Source organism: Amycolatopsis sp. NPDC051128 (assembly GCF_040682715.1).
Taxonomy (GTDB): Bacteria; Actinomycetota; Actinomycetes; order Mycobacteriales; family Pseudonocardiaceae; genus Amycolatopsis.
Map to the genome: position 1 here is coordinate 160,199 of NZ_JBFBBN010000004.1, position 19,825 is coordinate 180,023.

The following is a 19,825-nucleotide window of genomic DNA, read 5'->3' on the forward strand; positions in this document are numbered from 1 at the left end:
GCTTTCGGGGGATCCGGGTGGCGGAATCCCCGGCCAGGGGCGAAGCTCCAGTTGACCTCCGGTTGAGACAGCAGACCCTACGACTTGGACGACTTCGAAAGCGAGGCGGAGACTGTGGGCGGTGCCGAGGCGCAGGTCATCCCCCTGCACGGGCCGGGCCGGGAGAAGCCGGAAGCGGTGAGGGCGGAGCAGGACCTGCGCGAAGTCGAAGTGGCCCGCGAGGCCGAAGCCCAGCCGGCCGCCCCGGTCGTCGCCTTCCCGGGCGCCGACCAGCCGGCACAGGCCCCCGACATCCTCTCGGACGCGGCCCGCTCGGCGCTCGGCTTCCTCCGCGACCGGCTGACGGGTGACTACACCGTCGACGAGTTCGGCTTCGACGCCGAGCTGACCGACGCGGTGTTCCTCCCGCCGCTGCGCGCGCTGTACAAGAAGTGGTTCCGCGTCGACACGTTCGGCGTCGAGAACCTGCCGGCCTCGGGTGGCGCGCTGCTGGTGTCCAACCACTCGGGCACGCTGCCGCTGGACTCCCTGATGACGGCGGTGGCGGTGCACGACGAGACCGGCGGCCGTCACCTGCGCGGCCTCGGCGCCGACCTGGTGTTCCAGGTGCCGCTGGTGGGGTCGTTCGCCCGCAAGTCCGGGCAGACGCTGGCCTGCAACGCGGACGCGGAACGCCTGCTGCGCAAGGGGGAGCTGGTCGGCGTGTGGCCGGAGGGCTTCAAGGGCGTCGGCAAGCCGTTCTCGTCCCGCTACAAGCTGCAGCGCTTCGGCCGCGGCGGCTTCGTGTCGGCCGCGCTGCGCTCGGGCGTGCCGATCATCCCGGTGTCGGTCATCGGCGCCGAGGAGATCTACCCGAAGATCGGCGACATCAAGGTGCTGGCCCGCATGTTCGGGCTCCCGTACTTCCCGGTGACGCCGTTCTTCCCGCTGCTGGGCCCGCTGGGCGCGATCCCGCTCCCGACGAAGTGGAGCATCGAGTTCGGCGAGCCGATCGCGACGGATTCGTACGGCCCCGAAGCCGTGGAGGACCCGATGCTGGTGTTCCAGCTGACGGACCAGGTGCGGGAGTCGATCCAGCAGACGCTCTACCAGCGGCTTTCGCAGCGGAAGTCGGTCTTCCGCGGCTGAGGCCGTCCTTGGCGCTCAGCGGCGGCGGTAAGCCATGCCGGCCGCCACCGCACCCGCCAGCGCTCCGGCCCCGAGCACCGACGGCACCCCGATCTTCGCCGCCTTGCGGCCCGTCCGGAAGTCGCGGATCTCCCAGCCGCGGGCCCTGGCCACGTCGCGCAGCCCGCCGTCCGGGTTGACCGCCACCGCCGTGCCCACGGCCGACAGCATCGGGACGTCGTTGGCCGAGTCGGAGTACGCCGTGCAGCGCTTCAGGTTGAGGCCCTCCCGGGACGCCAGCGCCCGCACCGCGTGGGCCTTCGCGCGGCCGTGGAGCAGGTCACCGACCAGTCGGCCGGTGTAGACGCCGTCGCGGGTCTCCGCCACCGTGCCGAGGGCTCCCGTGAGCCCGAGCCGCCGCGAGATGATCGCCGCCAGCTCGATCGGGGTCGCCGTCACCAGCCAGACGCGCTGGCCCGCGTCCAGGTGCATCTGGGCCAGCGAGCGCGTGCCGGACCAGATCTTGTCGGCCATCAGCTCGTCGTAGATCTCTTCGCTGATCGACGTCAGCTCCGCCACCGTGCGACCGGCCACAAAGGACAGTGCGCGCTCGCGGTGGGTCTTGATGTCCTCTTTGTTCTCGCGGCCGCCGAGCCGGAACTTGATCTGGCCCCAGACGAACCCGGCCAGGTCCGCCGACGTGAAGAACTTCCGCGCCGCCAGCCCGCGGGCGAAGTAGAAGATCGACGCGCCCATCATCATCGTGTTGTCGACGTCGAAGAAGGCGGCGGCGGTGAGGTCCGGCGGCGCGGGCGGGACGGGCGGCTCGGCGGCTTCGGAAACCACTCGGGCGTGGGCGGCCTCGGCCGACGCCTCGCCCGCGAGCGCGGCGAGCCGTTCCAGCTCCTGACTCTTATCCCTGCCACGCCAAGCTGACACGCACACCGCCTCCACGTCTGCCCACGTCTGGCCACGTTCCTGCGAACGTCCGGGTCCTTCGCACAGGGTAGCGAGCCGCCCACGAGGTCGTCGCAGGTGTGGGCGGGACCTCAGCCGATCACGATCGGTGGCAAGCCGGGCAGCAACGGCGGGATCGAAACCAGCGGCGGTGGCGGCGTGGCCGACGTCGCCGGCGGGCCCGGGGGCGTCGTCGGCGTCTGGCCGTACACCGGTGGTGGGACGACTCCGCCGGTCGGCACCGGGATGCCCGGGGTCGCCGTCGCGTCCGAAGCGGGCAGCTGGGTCGCCGTCGGCGTCGGTGCCGTGCTCTCTCCCGAATCCGGCCCTGTCGGCCCTGACGGCTCGGCCGGCCCCGGCGACGGGACGCCGGCCTGCGGCGCCACGGACCGCTCCGTGCACTCGCCGGTCGCCGGGAGCGGGCCCAGTTCGTCCGACGCGCCGGTGGTGATCTGGTAGCAGCTCATCCGCGCCACCAGCCCGCTCGTGCGGTCCTGGACCTTGGCGAGCAGGTCGCGCGCGTCGCCGAACACCGGGGCCGCGTCCGCCGGGAGCGCGGCCTGCCGGGAAGCCAGCCGCGCCGCCTGGTTCCGCGCCCACAGCCGGACGTCGGACAGTGCCTGCGTCCCGCCGCCGTCGGTGGTGGCCACGGTCGCCATCTGGGCGACGCCGGCCTTCAGGTCGGCGGCGAAGTCGTCGTAGGCGGTGCGGTAGTCACGCTCGCTCGCGTCTTGCCCGGCCAGCTCGCCGAGCTCGGTGATCCGGTTGGTGGCGAACTCGAGGTGCTTCCGCGCCTTCGCCTGGTCGCCGAACGTCAGGCCCAGCGCCGTCGACTCACCGGCCCGCTTCACGCCGTACAGCGCGTCACCCGGCAATGCGCTCCGGGAGAGCACGAGGGTCAGGCCGGAGAGGACGAGGACCAGGAAGAGCGCGGCGGCCACCAGGTCGGCGGTCCGCGGCCGCCACCTCCGACGTGGGGTGGTGGCCGCCGCCGTCTCGAGGCGCCCCGCGATCTCCGCGTGGATCCGCTGCCGCGTCTCCAGATCCGGGGCCCCGGCCGCGCCCAGCTCGCGCAGCGCGCCGACGAGGGCCAGTTCGTCGGCGAACTCGCCGTCCCGGCGTACCGGGGACGGTTCCAGGGCACGCGCGAACCGCTCGATCTCGGCTCGCTCACGCGCAAACCTCACGGCGCTGCTCCATCTCGGGCCTTGGCCGGTCCTGACACCGGTCTGGCTGGATTAACGATCCGGAAGCCGTCAGGGTTACCGGTTTCTGTCAATGAGCAGAAAAGTGACCCGTTTCAGCGCAGCCCGGTCGGCAAGAGTTGTGCCAGACGGCGTACCGCGCGGTGCTGCAACGCCTTGATGGCTCCCTCGTTGCGGTTCATGATCTCGGCCGTCTCCGCCACGGACAGGCCCTGCAGGAACCGCAGCACGATGCATTCCCGCTGGTCGTCGCCCAGTTCCGCGACGCAGCGCAACAGCTCGGCGCGGGTGGCGCGGCTGATCGCCTCCTGCTCCGGGCCCACCTGCGCGGTGGCGCCGACGCTGAACGGCGCCGACCGAGGCTCGGTGACCTCGTCGGTGACCACCTCGAGCTTGAACCGGCTCGACTTCACGTGGTCGAGCACGAGGTTGCGGGCAATGGTGACGAACCAGGCGCCGACGTCACGTCCCTGGTAGCTCACGGACGTGATCCGCCGGAGCGCGCGCAGGAACGTTTCGCTGGTGACGTCTTCGGCGAGGTCGCGGTCGCCGAGCCGGAACAGCACGTAGCGGTAGACGACGTCGACGTAGCGGTCGTAGAGGCGGCCGAAGGCGGACGTGTCGCCGTCCTGCGCGGCGCGCACCAGCTCCCAGGCCTCGGCCTTCGCCGCTTCGGCGTGCTCGTCGTCGGCCGCCTGCCTGCTCACCGGCACGGCGGTCGATCGCCCGAACACGCGCTCGGCGAACATCAGGACGGGCCCGCGGCTGAGGGCGATCGGGACGGTCATCGGGCGGCACCTCCGGCGGCGGCTTCGACCCAGTGGGTCACGGTACCCCCGGAATTCGGACGAGCGGGGCCCTGCCGGCTCGCGTGCCCCACGACCTCGTGGGCAGGCAAGTTCGTCACGGCGACTCCCTCTCTCCGGTCACGGGCGGTGATCAACACCATCCCGCGACGCAGTGCAGCATACGTGTAGTTACCGCTAAGTAGGTAGTGGCTCCGGGGGTTGCGAAGGGTGGACGCTCGCGGTCGTCACGCATGACGGCGCTCCAAATGACAGACTTGCAACGGTTGGCCGGGCGAGGAGAGGTGGGCCGCGGGTGAGAGCCGGAGAGGCAACGCAGCAAGGGGTCGGCGGGCTGCTCACACGGGCCGCGGCCACGTGGCCGGACCACCCGGCCGTGCGCGAGACCGGCACCGGCCGGGGCCTGACCTACCGCCGGGTCGAGGCCGCCGCCCAGGCCCAGGCCGGGCGGCTGGCGGACGCCGGTGTCGAGCCCGGCGACCGCGTCGCGCTGCGGCTGCCGACGTCGGTGGACTTCGTGGTCGCCTTCTTCGGCGCGCTGCGCGCCGGGGCGATCGTGGTGCCGCTGTCGCCGCAGGCCCCCGGACCCGAACTCGAAAAGCTGCTGAAGCACAGCGGTGCCAAGGTGGTCGTCCAGCGCGACGAGGACGAGGTCCTGCCGGCGGGCGTGAGCGGCCTCACCCCGGTGACCGACGCCTCACCCGCCACTTTCCCTATGAAAGATGCGTCGCCTCACGCGGACTTTACAACCGAGGCCGGCCGGGCCGGTGAGGACATCGCGGTCATTTCGTACACCTCCGGCACCACCGGCCCGCCGCGCGGGGTGATGCTGTCGCACCGCGCTCTGCTGGCGAACCTGGCGCAGCTGAGCGGCATCGAGGGCGTCCTCGACCACGACGACCGCGTGCTGCTCACCATCCCGCTGTTCCACGTCTACGGCCTCGGGCCCGGGCTCCTGCTGGCCACGGCCGTCGGCGCGACCGCGATCCTGTCGGAGCGCTTCGAAGCCCAGCGCACGCTGGACGACTGCGCCGAATACGGCGTCACCTCCATCACCGGCGTCCCGACGATGTACGGCGAGTTCGCCGCGCTCGGCGCCGAGGAGCTCGTCCGCGGGCTGGCCACCGTGCGGCGGATGACGTCCGGCGCCGCGCCGCTGCACCCGAAGGTGCTGACCGCGCTCCGCGAGGCCACCGGCCTCGACGTCTACGAGGGCTACGGCCTCACCGAATGTGCGCCGGTGGTGACGTCGACGCTGGTCACCGGCTACCCGAAGCCGGGCTCGGTCGGCCGCCCGCTGCCCGGGATCGAGCTGCGGCTGGTGGACAGCGACGGCAGCGACCAGGCCGTGCCGCTCGACCCCGACGACGTCGACGACGTCTTCGAGGCCGAAGGCGAGACCGGGCTGGTGTCGATCCGCGGCGCGAACCTCTTCTCCGGTTACTGGCCCGACGGCGACCACGGGCCCGACGACGAGGGCTGGTTCCGCACCGGCGACGTCGGCTACCTCGACACCGACGGCGACCTGCACCTGGTCGACCGGGCCAACGACCTGATCATCGTCAACGGCTTCAACGTCTTCCCGCGCGAGGTCGAGGAGGTCATCGGGCAGCTGCCCGAGGTGGCCGAGGCCGCGGTCGTCGGAGTCGTCGACGAGCGGAGCGGTGAGGCGGTGAAGGCGTTCGTCGTGCCGGCGACCGGGGCGGCGCTGTCCGAGCAGCAGGTCGTCGCCCACTGCGCGGCCCACCTGGCCGGGTACAAGGTGCCGCACGCGGTGGAGTTCGCCGAGTCGCTGCCGCACTCGGCCACCGGGAAGCTGCGCCGCCTGCGGCTGCGGTAGGAAGGACGGCATGGCGCACGAAGTGACGGTGATGAGCCGGGCCGGCTGCCACCTCTGCGAGGTCGCGGAGGCCGACGTCGCGCGGATCTGCGGCGAGCTCGGCGTCGGGTGGTCGGCCGAAGACGTCGACACCGACCCGGAGTGGCGGGCGGAGTACGGCGACCGCGTCCCGGTGATCCTGGTCGACGGCGCCGAGCACGGCTACTGGCGGGTGGAAGAGGACCGGCTCCGGCGCGCGCTGGCCTGAGCCGTAACACGTCCGTAAGCCACAACGGGCAGCCGGGACGGCCGGGGGCTCCGAAGATGGAGACGTGAGCACTCTGCAGGACGCGCCGCCCGAGACACGACGGCTTTCGCTCCCGGTCGCGACGCTGATCGGGCTTCTCGCGCTGGCCGCCGCCCTCGGTGCCGGGCACCTGGTCGCGGGCTTCGTCGGCTACACGGCCTCGCCGTTCATCGCGGTGGCCAACTACGTCGTCGACCACAGCCCCACCGGCATCGTGAAGTGGGCCGAGCGGACGCTGGGCACCTGGGACAAGCCGGTGCTGAAGCTCGGGCTCGCCGTCGTGCTGGTCCTGTTCGCGCTGCTGGCCGGGCAGCTCTCGCGCCGGACCCCGAGGGCCGGGCAGGTGCTGGTCGTCCTGCTCGGCGCCGCCGGTGTCGCGGCCGTGTACGCGCGCAGCGACCTCGGCCAGGTCTCGCTGCTCGCGCCGGTCGCCGCACTGGCCGCCGGGCTCGCGGTGTTCACCTTCCTGCACCGGATCGCGCTGCCGCCGGAGCCGGCCGGGGACGAGCGGGGCTTCGATCGCCGCAAGTTCCTGCGCGCCGGGGTCGGCGTCGCCGCGGGGTCGGGGATCGCGGCCGTCGCCGGGCAGGTCGCCGGGACCGGCGCGGACGCCGAAGGCTCCCGCGCGGCCGTCGGGCCGCTCGTCCCCGCGCGCACCGCGCCGCCGCTGCCCGCGGACGCCGACTTCGCGAAGCTCGGCTCGCCGCCGTTCATCACGCGGAACCCGGACTTCTACCGCATCGACACCGCGCTGGTCGTGCCACAGCTCCGCACCGAGGACTGGAACCTCCGCATCCACGGCATGGTCGACCGCGAGGTGACCTTCTCCTACGCCGACATCCGTAACCGGCCGCTCGTCGAGCGCCGGGTGACGCTGACCTGCGTCTCCAACGAGGTCGGCGGGCCGCTGATCTCGAACGCGGCCTTCATCGGCGTCGACCTCGCCGACCTGCTCGGCGAAGCCGGCGTGCAGGCCGGCGCCGAGCAGATGTTCGCGACCAGCGTCGACGGCTGGACGTGCGGCACCCCGGCGAAGGTCGCGCTCGACCCGGCCCGCGGCGCGATGCTGGCGATCGGCATGAACGGCGAACCGCTGCCGGTCGAGCACGGCTTCCCGGCACGGATCGTCATCCCCGGCCTGTACGGCTACGTCTCGGCGACGAAGTGGGTCACGGACCTCGAATTCACCAGGTGGGACGCCCGGCAGGCGTACTGGCTCGGCCGCGGCTGGGCTGAGCAGGCGCCGATCAAGACCGAGTCCCGGATCGACACCCCGAGCGGGTTCGCCAAAGTCACCGCGGGCAAGGTCCGGCTGGCCGGCACGGCGTGGGCGCAGCACACCGGCATCGCGAAGGTCGAGGTCCGGCTGGACCAGGGGGAGTGGCGGCAGGCCACGCTCTCGGCCGAGGTGAGCAAGGACACCTGGCGGATGTGGTGGCTCGAGCTCGACGTGCCGGCGGGCACGCACCAGGCGTTCGTCCGGGCCACCGATTCCGGCGGTTACACCCAGACCGAAAACCGCGCGGACCCGGTGCCCGACGGCGCCACCGGCTGGCACTCGGTCACCCTCGACGCCCACTGAGCCGCCTCGCCAGGAGCCGTCGGCAGGGCGCCCGCCGACCAGTGCGCCGGAGCCGCTCACCGAGCCAGGTGGCCCGCTCGCCGCGTGGGCAAGCGCCGCCACCGGGGCGGCATTCGATCACCCGCCACGCACGCCTGGCCCGGAAGTGCCTGGCGGACAAGGATTCTGACGCGGTGTCGTGATCTCCGGCGCGTTCGCACGGGTCGGGAACCGCCTCCGACCAGTGACTTTGTGCGCGCGTTCACAAGTGGTCTACCGTAGGGCCATCGCCCGGGACGGGCCGGTATCGAACCGGACTCCGGGGCCTGGGTCAAGACACAGTTCCGAATGGCGATGGCCGCCAGACGTGCACAGCGGGTAGGAGACGACGGCGTGGTGACAGAGCGGGGGAGGCGCGACGCGGCGGACTCCCCGGGCCGGGTGCCGCGGCGGCCCCGCCGTCCGGCCGGCCCCGACGCCGACAACGCTCCCACCGCCGAAATGCCCGCGGTCCCCGCGGGTGAGCCGGGCCGCGGTGCCGCCAATGGGGATGCCCCCGAGGCTGTCCGGGCGAAGCAGATTCCCGAGGCCGCCGTCGCCCGGCTCGCCGTCTATCTCCGTGTTTTGTCCGGAATGTCCGAACAGGGCGCCACGACGGTGTCGAGCGAAGAGCTTTCGCAGGCCGCCGGCGTCAATTCCGCCAAACTGCGCAAAGACCTCTCCTACCTGGGCTCCTACGGCACCCGCGGCGTCGGCTACGAGGTCAGCGTCCTGGTCAGCCAGATCGAACGCATCCTCGGCCTGACCCGGCAGCACAAGGTCGCCGTGGTCGGGATCGGCAACCTGGGCCACGCACTGGCCAACTACGGCGGCTTCCCGGGGCGCGGTTTCCCGGTGGAAGCGCTGTTCGACCTGGACCCGGACCTGATCGGCGTGCCGGTCGGCGGCCTCCCGGTGTCGCACATGGACGACATCCCCCGGATCTGCGCCGAGCGCGGTATTTCCATCGGGGTGATCGCCACCCCGCCCACCGCTGCGCAGTCGGTGTGTGACCGGCTCGTCGCAGGCGGTGTCCAGTGCATCCTCAACTTCGCCCCGGTCGTGCTGCAGGTTCCTGCTCACATCGAGGTCCGCAAAGTGGATTTGGCCGTCGAGCTGCAGATACTCTCGTTCCATGTGGCCCGTCGAGCGGATGACGCCGCAGGCAATCAGGGCAATTCCGGATTACCCGCCGGTGGGTCGCCGTCCGACAATGGCAAGAACGGACGGAACGGCACGGGTCCGGACGGCGGACGGGAAATGGTGGTGCGCTCATGAGCGTGTTGGCGGTCGGTCTCTCGCATCGCAGTGCGGAGCTGAGCACGCTGGAGCGTGTCGCGGTGCCGGCGCCCGAGGTGGGCAAAGTGCTGCACGAGCTGCAGCAGGCCGAGCACATCGACGAGGTCATGCTCGTCTCGACCTGCAACCGGATCGAGGTCTACGCGGTCGTCGAGACCTTCCACGGCGGCCTCAACGACGTCTCCGAAGTCCTGGCCCGCCAGGCCGGGATGGAACCGGCTGAGCTCTACGACAGCCTGTACGTGCACTACGCCGGCGCGGCGGTCGAGCACCTCTTCTCGGTCACCTCGGGCCTGGACTCGATGGTCGTCGGCGAGACGCAGATCCTCGGCCAGGTCCGCTCCGCCTACGCCACCGCGCGCGACGTCGGCACTGTCGGCCGCACGCTGCACGAGCTGATCCAGACGACGCTGCGCGTCGGCAAGCGCGTGCACACCGAGACCGGCCTCGACGCCCTCGGCGCGTCGGTCGTGTCCGAGGCGCTCGCCGCGGCCGGGGACGTCACCGGCAAGCACGCCGTCATCGTCGGCGCCGGTTCGATGGGCGCGCTGAGCGCGTCGCAGCTGCGCAAGGCCGGGATCGGCGAGATCACCGTGGCCAACCGCACCGACGCCCGCGCCCGCCGGCTCGCCGCGAACGTCACCGAGCAGGGCGTGCCGGCCCGCGCGGTCCCGCTGTCCGGCGTCGCCGAAGCCGTTCGCGACGCCGACATCGTGATCTGCTGCACCGGCGCGCAGGACGCCGTCTTCGGCCCCGGCCAGGTGCTGCCGCGCGGCGGCCGGGCGCTGGTCGTCTGCGACCTCGGCCTGCCCCGGGACGTCGACCCGGCGGTCGGCGAGCTGACGGACGTCCGGGTCGTCGACCTGGCCACCATCCAGCGCCGGATGCGCGACGCCGGGACACCGACCACCGAGCGCCAGACCGCCAAGGCGACCGGGATCGTCCTCGACGAGGTGCGCGACTACCTCGCCGGGCAGCGCAGCGCCGAGGTGACGCCGACGGTGACCGCGCTGCGCCGCCGCGCGGCCGAAGTCGTCGACGCCGAGCTGCTCCGGCTGGACAACCGCCTGCCCGAACTGGACGGCGCCGTCCGCGAGGAGGTCGGCCGCACGGTCCGCCGGGTGGTCGACAAGCTGCTGCACGCGCCGACGGTGCGGGTCAAGCAGCTGGCCGCCGAGACGGCCGAAACCGACTACGCGAACGCGTTGCGAGAACTGTTCTGCCTCGACCCGCAGGCGCCCGCCGCGGTGGCGAGCCCCAAGCCCCCACCGGAGAAGAAGTAGTAGTGACCAGAGTCATTCGCATGGGTACGCGCGGTTCGAAGCTCGCGCTCGCCCAGACCGGGACCATCGCCGACGCCCTGCGCGCCACCGGTGTCGAGGTCGAGATCGTCAAGGTGACCACTCCCGGTGACCAGTCCTCCGCGCCGATTCCCACGATCGGGGTCGGCGTGTTCACGTCGGCGTTGCGGGAAGCCTTGCGGCGCAACGAGGTCGACGTCATCGTCCACTCGTACAAGGATCTGCCGACCGCACCCGAGCCGGGCATCACGCTGGCCGCCGTGCCGCCGCGCGAGGACCCGCGGGACGCGCTGATCGCGCGTGACGGACTGACGCTGGGCGAGCTGCCGCCCGGCTCCACCGTCGGCACCGGCTCGCCGCGGCGCACCGCGCAGCTGCGCGCGCTGGGCCTCGGTTTGGAAATCGTGCCGATTCGCGGCAATATCGACACCCGCATGCGCAAGGTCAGCGACGGCGAGCTCGATGCCGTGGTGCTCGCGCGTGCCGGACTGGCCAGGATCGGACTGGCCGAGGCGATCACCGAGACCCTCGACCCGATCCAGATGCTGCCCGCGCCCGCGCAGGGCGCGCTGGCGGTGGAGTGCCGGGCCGCCGACGTGGACATCGAGCAGCTGCTCGGATCCACAGTGGACGACGAGGGCACGCGGGCCGCGGTGACGGCCGAGCGGGCCCTGCTGGCCGCGCTCGAGGCGGGGTGCAGCGCGCCGGTGGGCGCGCTCGCCGAGATCGTCGAAGATTTCGACGCCGAGGGCAAGGTCGTCGAACGGATCTCGTTGCGCGGCACCGCCGCGGTCGACGGCGAGAACGGCGCGGTGGACATGGTCCGGGCCTCCGCGCTCGCCGACAAGCACCAGGCCGCCCAGCTGGGCAAGGACCTGGCCGCCGAGCTGCTGGACCTCGGAGCCGGAGCACTCTCCGGCACCGCGCAGTAGCGCTCTGCCGAGCGCTTCAAAGGACGTAGGAGACCTGTGGCCGGGCGATCGTGCCCGGCCGCCGCAAGAGGAGAAACGCACAGATGACCCCCGCGCGAAAGACCACCGGGCGCGTAGCGTTCGTGGGCTCCGGGCCCGGCGACGCCGGCCTGCTCACGGTCCGTGCCCAGGAACTGCTGGCCAAGGCCGAGGTCGTGGTGACCGATCCGGACGTGCCGCAGGCCGTGCTGGCCATGGCCGCCGAAGGCGCCGAGGTCCGGCCCGCCGTCGGCGAGGCCTCCGAGGTCGCCAAGGACCTCACCGGCGAGGCCAAGGCCGGCCGGCTGGTGCTGCGCCTGGTGGCGGGCGACCCGCTGACCACCCCGGCCGTGGTGGCCGAGGTCCAGGCGGTCGCGCGCACCAGCGCCGTGTTCGACGTGATCCCGGGGGTCTCCCCGGGCGCGGCCGTCCCGGCGTACGCGGGCGTCGCGCTGGGCGGCACGCACGTCGAGGTCGACGTCCGCGGTGACGTCGACTGGGCGGCGCTGGCCGCCGCACCCGGGCCGCTGGTGCTGCACGCGACGTCGGCGCACCTGGCCGAAGCCGCTTCGGCGCTCACCGGCAACGGCCTGCCGGCGTCGACGCCGGTCGCGGTCACCGCGAACGGCACCATCAACACCCAGCGCACCCTCGACACCACGCTCGAGAAGGTCGCCAACGACGCGGGCGAGCTCGTCGGGCCGCTGATCGTCACGATCGGCCAGGCCGCCGGGCAGCGGTCGAAGCTGTCGTGGTGGGAGTCGCGGGCGCTGTACGGCTGGAAGGTCCTGGTGCCGCGCACCAAGGAGCAGGCAGGCGAGATGGCCGAGCGCCTGCGCGGCCACGGCGCGACGTCGCACGAGGTGCCGACCATCTCGGTCGAGCCGCCCCGCAGCCCGGCGCAGATGGAGCGTTCGGTCAAGGGCCTGGTCGACGGCCGTTACCAGTGGATCGTCTTCACTTCGACCAACGCGGTGCGCGCGGTGTGGGAGAAGTTCGAGGAGTTCGGCCTGGACGCCCGCGCGTTCTCCGGCGTGAAGATCGCCTGCGTCGGCCACGCGACGGCGGCGAAGGTGCGCTCGTTCGGCATCATCCCGGAGCTGGTCCCCTCGGGTGAGCAGTCTTCCGAGGGTCTGCTGGCCGAGTTCCCGCCGTACGACGACGTGCTCGACCCGGTCGACCGCGTGCTGCTCCCGCGGGCGGACATCGCCACCGAGACGCTGTCGGCGGGCCTGCGCGAGCGCGGCTGGGAGATCGACGACGTGACGGCCTACCGGACCGTCCGGGCCGCCCCGCCGCCCGCCGAGACCCGCGAGATGATCAAGACCGGCGGCTTCGACGCGGTCTGCTTCACCTCGTCTTCGACCGTGCGGAACCTGGTCGGCATCGCCGGCAAGCCGCACACCCGCACGCTGGTCGCGTGCATCGGCCCGAAGACCGCCGAGACCGCGGTGGAGTTCGGGCTCCGGGTCGACGTCCAGCCGGAGAAGGCGGACGTCCCGCACCTGGTGGACGCGCTGGCCGAGCACGCGGCGCGGTTGCGCGCCGAGGGCGCGCTGCCGCCGCCGCGCAAGGCGAAGCGGGCACGCCGCTCCTGAAGTTCTGCATGACGAAGGCCGCCCCGGTTCGCCGGGGCGGCCTTCGCTCTGCCCTGGGCCAAGCGCCCCCAATGTGGCGTTGGGTGCGTTGGGTGCACCCAATGTGGCGTTCGGTGCGTTGGATGGGGGCGCTTTGGTCTCGCGTCTCGGGGCCGGTCGGCCGCTGAGCACCCTTGCGGAACCTGGGGCGAAGCGTGCGGAGTAACTTTGTAGGGGTGTTCCCCGAGCATCGTCCCCGCAGGCTTCGCACCACCCCGGCCATGCGCAGGCTGGTAGGTGAGACGACACTGCGGCCACGCCAGCTGATCCTCCCGATGTTCGTCGGCGAAGGGCTCGATCAGCCCCGGCCGATCGCGAGCATGCCGGGCGTCGTGCAGCACACCCGGGACACCCTGCGGAAGGCCGCCGTCGACGCGGTCAACGCCGGGGTCGGCGGGCTCATGCTGTTCGGCATCCCGACCACGCGCGACGCCGAGGGCTCCGGCGCCGTCGACGAAAACGGCATCCTCAACGTCGCCCTGCGCGACCTGCGGCACGAGCTGGGCGACAGCACCGTGCTGATGGCCGACACCTGCCTCGACGAGTTCACCGACCACGGCCACTGCGGCGTCCTGGACGCCGACGGCGCGGTCGACAACGACGCGACCCTGCGCGTGTACGCCCAGATGGCCGTCGCGCAGGTCGAGGCCGGGGCACACGTGCTCGGGCCCAGCGGGATGATGGACGGCCAGATCGGCGTCATCCGCCGCGCGCTCGACGAGGTCGGGCACAAGGAGACGGCGATCCTCGCGTACGCCGCCAAGTACGCCAGCTCGTTCTACGGCCCCTTCCGCGAGGCCATCGACTCGCAGCTCAAGGGCGATCGCAAGACCTACCAGCAGGACCCGGGCAACGCCCGTGAGGCGCTGCGCGAGATCGAGCTCGACCTCGCCGAGGGCGCGGACATGATCATGGTCAAGCCGGCGCTGTCCTACCTGGACGTCATCAAGGCGGCCGCGGACATCTCCCCGGTGCCGGTGGCGGCGTACAACATCTCGGGCGAGTACGCGATGGTCGAGGCCGCCGCGGCGAACGGCTGGTTGGACCGCGAGCGGACCATCCTCGAGGTGCTCACTTCGATCCGCCGCGCCGGCGCCGACATGATCCTCACCTACTGGGCCGCCGAAGCCGCTGCCTGGCTGGACTAGCGGCTAGAGTCCTCGCGTGGCCGACGAGTACGACAAAGACACCGAAGACCTCGCGGGTCTCACCGACGACGAGCGCCGCAAGCTGGGCCGCTCGCCGGACCCGCTGCCGCCGGGCGAGCGCGCGCCGAAGGCGACCCCGCCGCGCCCGGTGGCCGTGTCGTTCTGGCTGTGGCTCGCCGGCGGCGCGGTGCTGGTCCTCAGCTACGTCCAGCTGCTGACCAGCAAGTCCGCCCTGGTCAACCAGATCGTCACGGCGTCCGCCGACCCGAAGGTCACGCCCGAGAGCATCACGGCGGGCGTCACGGCGCTGCTGTGGTACCTGCTCGGCGGCGCGATCGTGTTCGTCCTGCTGTTCCTGCTCTTCGCGTACAAGGCCCGCGAGGGCACCCGCTCGGCCCGGACGGTGCTCACCGTCCTGCCGATCGTGATGGTGCTGATGATCATGACGCTGGCGCCGATCATCAACTACCTGACGCTGGTCGCGGTGCTGCTGTTCGTCATCGCGCTGATCCTGATGTACGTGCCGTCGGTGGCCGGCTACTTCCCGAAGGCCGGCCGGAAGCCGTGAGCGACCGGCTCTACGCCGAATCCGGCGTGAGCTGGGCCGCGATCGTCTGGGGCCCGGTGTTCGCCGTGGCCGGCGCCCTCGCCGAGCTGACGACGGGCGGTCCGGTGCACGTCGCGGGCTGGCTGATGGTCGGCTTCGGGCTGTGCGTCCTCACCGTGCCGTGGGTGTACGCGCGGCGCCGGTTCCTCTCGCTGGAAGTCACCACGAAACAGCTGCGGCAGGGCCGGGAGACCGTGCCGGCCGAGCAGCTCGCCGAGGTCACCGACGTCGGCGCCCCGGTCGGCGCGCGGGTGCTGGGCGGCGGCTGGTCGGTGCCGCGCAAATACGACTCGCTACCGGTGAAGCTCACCGACGGCACCGTGGTCCTCGCCTGGGCGAAGGACGTCGAGGCCCTGCAGGACGCGCTCGACCGCCTTGTCCGGGCGACACCGCGCGAAGCATGAGAAAATCGGCGTTGTGATCGACCTTCCGCAGCCCACCGGCGCCGAGCTCTGGCCGCCGGACGAACCCGGCCCCCGCGCGCGGCTGCACAAGCCGTGGCGGACGCTGGTCGCCGCCGTGGAGGTCGTGCTCGCCGTGCTGGCCGGCTGGGGCGCCTACGCGTGCTGGCACGGCTCCGCCGCCACCGTGGTCACCCGGACCGACGACGGCGCGGTGCTCGAGTCGCACCGCTACTTCGGCGCGCTCCTCGCCGCCGCCATCGGACTCGGCACGGTGGCCGCGCTCCTGCTGGTCGACGCGGTCCGTCAGCTGTCGCTCGCGGTTCGTGCCCGGCGTCGCTCGCCCGAGGACTGATACACAGCTCCCGCACAGGGAACGAACAGTCAATTGCTAAGCGGCGGCACCATTGTTGCCGCATGACGCGCGTGCGTGCCTCGAAGGCATGGGTGATCAACGGTGCTCTGGTCGTACTGCTGGCCGGAGCGGGATTCGGGATATACCAGGCATTCAGTCCCGAACCGAGCACGGCGCAGGCGCAGACGCGCAGCACCCCGGTGCGCCGGGCGACGGTGGCCGAGACCATTTCCGCGGCCGGGACCCTCGCCAGCAGCTACACCGGCGCGGCGAACTTCGCGACGGCCGGCAAGGTCACCTCGATCGACGTGAAGGTCGGCGACGTGGTGAGCGCCGGGCAGAAGCTCGCCACCGTCGACAGCACACAGGCGGCGAAGCAGCTTCAAGTCGCGAAGGCGAACCTGGCGGTCGCGCAGGACAACCTGGACAGCGCCGAAGACGCGGAGGACACCCCGGCCACGGGCCAGAACAGCCAGAACAGCGCGCAGTCCGCCGCCAACAGTGTCACCTCGGCGCAGGCGAAGCTGGACCAGGCCGAGCTGGACGTCCAGACCGCGCAGACTGCGCTCGACAACACGACGCTCTACGCGCCCGGCGCCGGCACGGTCACCGCGATCAACGGCAGTGTCGGGCAGCAGGCCTCCAGCGGCTCGTCCAGCAGCGGCTCCCAGTCGACGTCGAGCAGCGGGAGCGGCCAGGGCGGGCAGGGTTCGTCGAACTCCAGCGCCGCGTCGTCTTCCAGCAGTAGCGGCAGCGGGTTCATCACCATCACGAACATGACCGGCCTGGTCGTGACCACCTCGGTCGCCGAGATCGACGTCAGCAAGGTCAAGACCGGCCAGAAGGCCACGGTGACGCTCAACGCGCTGCCGGACAAGCCGGTCCAGGCCACCGTCTCGAGCATCAACCTGACCCCGACCACCAGCGGCAACGTCGTGTCCTACGGCGCGCAGCTGACGTTGACCAGCCCGCCGGACGGGCTGCGGCCCGGCCAGTCGGCGAGCGTCGTGATCACCGTCGCCGAGGCGCAGAACGCGCTGAGCGTGCCGGCCGCGGCGGTGCAGACCGTCGGCGGCACCACCCTCGTCACGGTGCAGGAGAACGGCCGGAACGTCACCCGCCCGGTGCAGATCGGCCTCCGCGGCGAGTCGACGGTCCAGATCACCTCCGGGCTCACCGAGGGCGAGAACGTCGTGCTCACCGCGACGGCCGCGACCGGGAGCACCGGCACCGGCCGGACCGGCACGGGCGGCGCCGGCGGGTTCCCCGGCGGCGGGACCGGCGGTTTCCCCGGTGGCGGCACCGGGACCAGCACCGGCGGCACCGGCGGCTTCGGCGGACGCGGATGAACCCGGTGATCGCGGTCTCCGGACTGCGCAAGACCTACGGCGCCGGGGAGACGGCGGTGCACGCGCTGCGCGGCGTCGACCTCACCGTGTGGCCCGGCGAGTACGTCGCCATCATGGGCGCCTCGGGCTCCGGGAAGTCGACGCTGCTGAACATGCTGGGCTGCCTGGACGTTCCGACGTCGGGACAGTACCTTTTGGACGGTTTCGGCGTCGGCAGGCTGAACGAACGCCAGCTGGCGTTGCTGCGCAATCGCAAGATCGGCTTCATCTTCCAGTCGTTCAACCTGGTGCCGCGAACCTCCGCGTCGTCCAATGTGGAGCTACCGCTCGTCTACAGTGGACTACGGCGGTCGGAGCGACGCCGGCGCGCGCTCGCGGCGCTCGACATGGTCGGGCTGTCCGACCGGGCCAAGCACCTGCCGAGCGAGCTGTCCGGTGGGCAGATCCAGCGGGTCGCGGTGGCGCGGGCGCTGGTCACCGGCCCGGCGATGCTGCTGGCCGACGAGCCGACCGGCAACCTCGACCGGCGCAGCACCGAGGACGTCCTCGGCGTGTTCGACCGGCTCAACCGGCTCGGCCGCACCATCGTCGTGATCACCCACGAGGACGAGGTCGCCGAACACGCGCGCCGGGTCGTCCGGGTGGACGACGGGCTGATCGTCTCGGACGAGATCACCCGTTCGACCAGGACCGTGGGGGTCGCGCCGTGAACGTCCTCGAGATCCTGCGCTTCGCCGTGCGCGGGCTCACCGCGAACAAGCTGCGCTCGGCGCTCACCACGCTCGGCATCACCATCGGCGTGGCGGCGGTGATCCTGCTGGTCGCCGTCGGCAACGGCGCGTCCGCGGCCATCGCGGCCAGCATCCAGGGCCTCGGCACCAACGTCGTCAACGTCTCCCCGGCGCGCGGCGGCGGGCAGGGCGCGTCCGCGCGGCCGCTGACCGTGCAGGACGCGCACGCGCTCGTCGACCCCGTCGGCGCGCCGGACGTCAAGGCCGCGTCGCCGGTGGTGAACACGACGGCCACCGCGACCTACGGGCAGACGTCGTACGACATCCCCAGCGTCGCGGGCACCGAACCGGCGTACTTCACGACGACCAACCGTGAGCTCGCCCAGGGGCAGCTGTTCACCGGTGAGGACGTCACGACCGCGCGGAAGGTCGTCGTGCTGGGCCCGACCACCGCGGAGTCGATCTTCGGCGCCGCCGACCCGGTCGGGAAGAACGTCCTCCTGAACAGCATCCAGTTCACCGTGATCGGCGTGCTCCAGGCCAAGGGCAGCACCGGCCTGCAGAACGCCGACGACGTCGCCATCGCGCCGATTTCGGCGGTCCAGAACTCCCTGGCGGGCTACGGCGGCCTCAGCCAGATCGCCGTCCAGGCGACCAGCGCCGACTCCGTCTCGCTGGCCCAGTCGGAGATCACCGCCATCCTCAACGCCCGCCACGGCATCCGGCTCGGCGGCACCGCCGACTACCAGATCCAGAACTCCGAGCAGCTGCTCGCGACGCGCACGTCGGCGACCGAGACGTTCACCGTGCTGCTGGCGGCGGTCGCGGCGATCTCGCTGCTGGTCGGCGGCATCGGCGTCACGAACATCATGCTCGTCACCGTGACCGAGCGGATCCGCGAGATCGGCATCCGCAAGGCCATCGGCGCCCCGCGTTCGGCCATTCTCGGCCAGTTCCTCGCCGAAGCGACCATGCTCAGCCTGTTCGGCGGGCTGCTCGGCGTGGCGATCGGGCTGATCGGCAGCCGGTTCACCATCTCCGGGATCAAGCCCGTCGTGGTGCCGTCGTCGATCCTGCTGGCCTTCGCGGTATCCGCCCTGATCGGGCTGTTCTTCGGCAGCTTCCCGGCGAACCGGGCCGCCAAGCTGCGTCCCATCGACGCCCTCCGGCACGAGTAGGAGTCACGATGTCCTCAGCCACCACCACCCCGCCGCCGGTTCCGGGGGACGAGCCGACGGCTGTCCTGCCGCCCGTCGAACCGACCGCCGAGCAGATCGTCGCCAGCCCGGCGGTCGAGGGTGACCTGAACGCGGAGATGCGCCGGGCCGCGAAGCCGTTCTCCCGCACGACGCTGGTGCTGGCCGGGCTCGTGGTGCTCGCGATCGCGTTCGGCGGCGGCGCCTGGACGCACGCCGCGTTCGGCTCGCCGACGACCTCGGCGCCCACTCGGCCGTCCGGCGGAACCCAGGGTGGCACCGGTCAGGCGGCCGGCTCGGGCCAGCAGGGCGGCGGGTTCCGTGGTGCGGGCGGCCGCGGCACCACGGGCACGGTCGACCGCGTCGACGGCACCACGGTGTACGTCAAGACCGCGCAGGGCGCCGACGTCAAGGTATCCACATCGGACTCCACCACGGTCGGCGTCACCCAGCAGGGCAAGCTTTCGGACCTCAAGCCGGGGTCGACGGTCGTCGTCCAGGGACAGGCGGGCGAAGACGGCACGGTGACCGCGCAGGCCATCACCCAGGAGGCCGCGCGCTAGTTGAGCACGACGATCGCGGTGTTGAGCGCCGTCGCGTAGAGGATCCACGCCAGGTAGGGCACCAGCAGCGCGGCGGCGAGCTTCGACCGGCGGGCGAACAGCACGATCGTCACGACCACGACCGCGTCGAGCAGCACGATGTCGGCCAACGCGGCCTTGGCGGCGCCACCTTCGAAGAACAACGGCGTCCACAGCAGGTTGAACAGCAGGCCGATGCCGTACGCGGCGAACCCACGGGTCTCGCCGTCCGTGCGCCAGTAGCACCAGCCGGCCACCGCGATGGCGACGTAGAGAACCGTCCAAACCGGACCGAACACGGACGGGGGCGGCGCCCACGGCGGCTGTTCGAGCCGGGCGTAGACGTCCTTCGCCGACGTCGCGGCCAAGCCGCCGACCACCGCCACCACGGCGACGAGGCCGAGGAAGCCGGTCAGCACCAGCCACGGGTTGCGGTGCGAGACGCGTTCGGTCACCGGCTGTTCCCCCT

The 19,825-nt window shown here is 72.0% G+C and carries 20 protein-coding genes; 16 read left to right on the forward strand and 4 right to left on the reverse strand.

The window, feature by feature from the left end; all coding sequences use genetic code 11:
• Positions 1-84: 84 nt before the first annotated feature.
• Positions 85-1,128 (forward strand): lysophospholipid acyltransferase family protein, encoded by a 1,044-nt coding sequence (locus tag AB0M82_RS06600; protein WP_364718251.1) that lies wholly within the window; start codon positions 85-87, stop codon positions 1,126-1,128.
• 15 nt (positions 1,129-1,143) lie between these two features.
• Here AB0M82_RS06600 and AB0M82_RS06605 read toward each other — a convergent pair whose 3' ends face one another.
• The 3 genes from AB0M82_RS06605 to AB0M82_RS06615 form a co-directional block, all read right to left on the reverse strand.
• Positions 1,144-2,061 carry an HAD-IB family hydrolase gene (locus tag AB0M82_RS06605; RefSeq protein ID WP_364718253.1) on the reverse strand — a complete coding sequence of 306 codons (918 nt, stop codon included), beginning with the start codon at positions 2,059-2,061 and terminating at the stop codon, positions 1,144-1,146.
• A gap of 95 nt (positions 2,062-2,156) precedes the next feature.
• Positions 2,157-3,251 (reverse strand): DUF5667 domain-containing protein, encoded by a 1,095-nt coding sequence (locus tag AB0M82_RS06610; RefSeq protein ID WP_364718254.1) that lies wholly within the window; start codon positions 3,249-3,251, stop codon positions 2,157-2,159.
• A 113-nt stretch (positions 3,252-3,364) separates the two neighbouring features.
• Positions 3,365-4,057 (reverse strand): sigma-70 family RNA polymerase sigma factor, encoded by a 693-nt coding sequence (locus AB0M82_RS06615; protein ID WP_364718255.1) that lies wholly within the window; start codon positions 4,055-4,057, stop codon positions 3,365-3,367.
• A gap of 313 nt (positions 4,058-4,370) precedes the next feature.
• Here AB0M82_RS06615 and AB0M82_RS06620 point away from each other — a divergent pair, with 313 nt between their 5' ends.
• The 15 genes from AB0M82_RS06620 (at position 4,371) to AB0M82_RS06690 (ending at position 19,338) form a co-directional block, all read left to right on the forward strand.
• Positions 4,371-5,915 (forward strand): long-chain fatty acid--CoA ligase, encoded by a 1,545-nt coding sequence (locus AB0M82_RS06620; RefSeq protein WP_364718256.1) that lies wholly within the window; start codon positions 4,371-4,373, stop codon positions 5,913-5,915.
• A gap of 10 nt (positions 5,916-5,925) precedes the next feature.
• On the forward strand, positions 5,926-6,162 hold the full coding sequence (locus tag AB0M82_RS06625) for a glutaredoxin family protein (RefSeq protein ID WP_364718258.1): 237 nt from the start codon (positions 5,926-5,928) through the stop codon (positions 6,160-6,162).
• Between the two features lie 64 nt (positions 6,163-6,226).
• The gene (locus AB0M82_RS06630) at positions 6,227-7,783 is read left to right on the forward strand and encodes a molybdopterin-dependent oxidoreductase (protein ID WP_364718260.1); all 1,557 of its coding nucleotides are present in this window, start codon (positions 6,227-6,229) and stop codon (positions 7,781-7,783) included.
• Positions 7,784-8,155: 372 nt separating this feature from the next.
• Positions 8,156-9,079 carry a redox-sensing transcriptional repressor Rex gene (locus AB0M82_RS06635; RefSeq protein ID WP_364718262.1) on the forward strand — a complete coding sequence of 308 codons (924 nt, stop codon included), beginning with the start codon at positions 8,156-8,158 and terminating at the stop codon, positions 9,077-9,079.
• Positions 9,076-10,383: a glutamyl-tRNA reductase gene (locus tag AB0M82_RS06640; protein WP_364718264.1), complete on the forward strand. Its 1,308-nt coding sequence runs from the start codon at positions 9,076-9,078 to the stop codon at positions 10,381-10,383. The genes AB0M82_RS06635 and AB0M82_RS06640 overlap by 4 nt, the downstream gene beginning before the upstream one ends.
• A gap of 20 nt (positions 10,384-10,403) precedes the next feature.
• Positions 10,404-11,333, forward strand: coding sequence for a hydroxymethylbilane synthase (gene hemC / locus AB0M82_RS06645; RefSeq protein ID WP_364718266.1), 930 nt, complete (start codon positions 10,404-10,406; stop codon positions 11,331-11,333).
• 83 nt (positions 11,334-11,416) lie between these two features.
• The gene (locus tag AB0M82_RS06650; RefSeq protein ID WP_364718267.1) at positions 11,417-12,949 is read left to right on the forward strand and encodes a bifunctional uroporphyrinogen-III C-methyltransferase/uroporphyrinogen-III synthase; all 1,533 of its coding nucleotides are present in this window, start codon (positions 11,417-11,419) and stop codon (positions 12,947-12,949) included.
• Positions 12,950-13,164: 215 nt separating this feature from the next.
• A complete protein-coding gene (hemB, locus tag AB0M82_RS06655) occupies positions 13,165-14,136 on the forward strand; it encodes a porphobilinogen synthase (protein ID WP_364718269.1) in 972 nt (323 codons plus the stop codon).
• A gap of 16 nt (positions 14,137-14,152) precedes the next feature.
• Positions 14,153-14,704 carry a hypothetical protein gene (locus AB0M82_RS06660; protein WP_364718270.1) on the forward strand — a complete coding sequence of 184 codons (552 nt, stop codon included), beginning with the start codon at positions 14,153-14,155 and terminating at the stop codon, positions 14,702-14,704.
• Entirely contained in the window at positions 14,701-15,147 is a 447-nt protein-coding gene (locus AB0M82_RS06665) for a hypothetical protein (protein ID WP_364718272.1), read from the forward strand. The genes AB0M82_RS06660 and AB0M82_RS06665 overlap by 4 nt, the downstream gene beginning before the upstream one ends.
• 13 nt (positions 15,148-15,160) lie before the next feature.
• Complete coding sequence (locus AB0M82_RS06670; RefSeq protein ID WP_364718273.1) at positions 15,161-15,499, forward strand: hypothetical protein; 339 nt, start codon at positions 15,161-15,163, stop codon at positions 15,497-15,499.
• Between the two features lie 62 nt (positions 15,500-15,561).
• On the forward strand, positions 15,562-16,848 hold the full coding sequence (locus tag AB0M82_RS06675) for an HlyD family efflux transporter periplasmic adaptor subunit (protein ID WP_364718275.1): 1,287 nt from the start codon (positions 15,562-15,564) through the stop codon (positions 16,846-16,848).
• On the forward strand, positions 16,845-17,558 hold the full coding sequence (locus tag AB0M82_RS06680) for an ABC transporter ATP-binding protein (protein ID WP_364718277.1): 714 nt from the start codon (positions 16,845-16,847) through the stop codon (positions 17,556-17,558). Before AB0M82_RS06675 ends, AB0M82_RS06680 begins: the two co-directional genes overlap by 4 nt.
• Positions 17,555-18,757, forward strand: a complete 1,203-nt coding sequence (locus AB0M82_RS06685; protein ID WP_364718278.1) for an ABC transporter permease — start codon at positions 17,555-17,557, stop codon at positions 18,755-18,757. The genes AB0M82_RS06680 and AB0M82_RS06685 overlap by 4 nt, the downstream gene beginning before the upstream one ends.
• 8 nt (positions 18,758-18,765) lie before the next feature.
• Positions 18,766-19,338: a hypothetical protein gene (locus AB0M82_RS06690; RefSeq protein ID WP_364718280.1), complete on the forward strand. Its 573-nt coding sequence runs from the start codon at positions 18,766-18,768 to the stop codon at positions 19,336-19,338.
• Here the strand turns inward: AB0M82_RS06690 and AB0M82_RS06695 are convergent.
• On the reverse strand, positions 19,335-19,811 hold the full coding sequence (locus AB0M82_RS06695; protein WP_364718282.1) for a TspO/MBR family protein: 477 nt from the start codon (positions 19,809-19,811) through the stop codon (positions 19,335-19,337). The two genes, AB0M82_RS06690 and AB0M82_RS06695, sit on opposite strands and share 4 nt — an antisense overlap.
• Between the last annotated feature and the right edge of the window lie 14 nt (positions 19,812-19,825).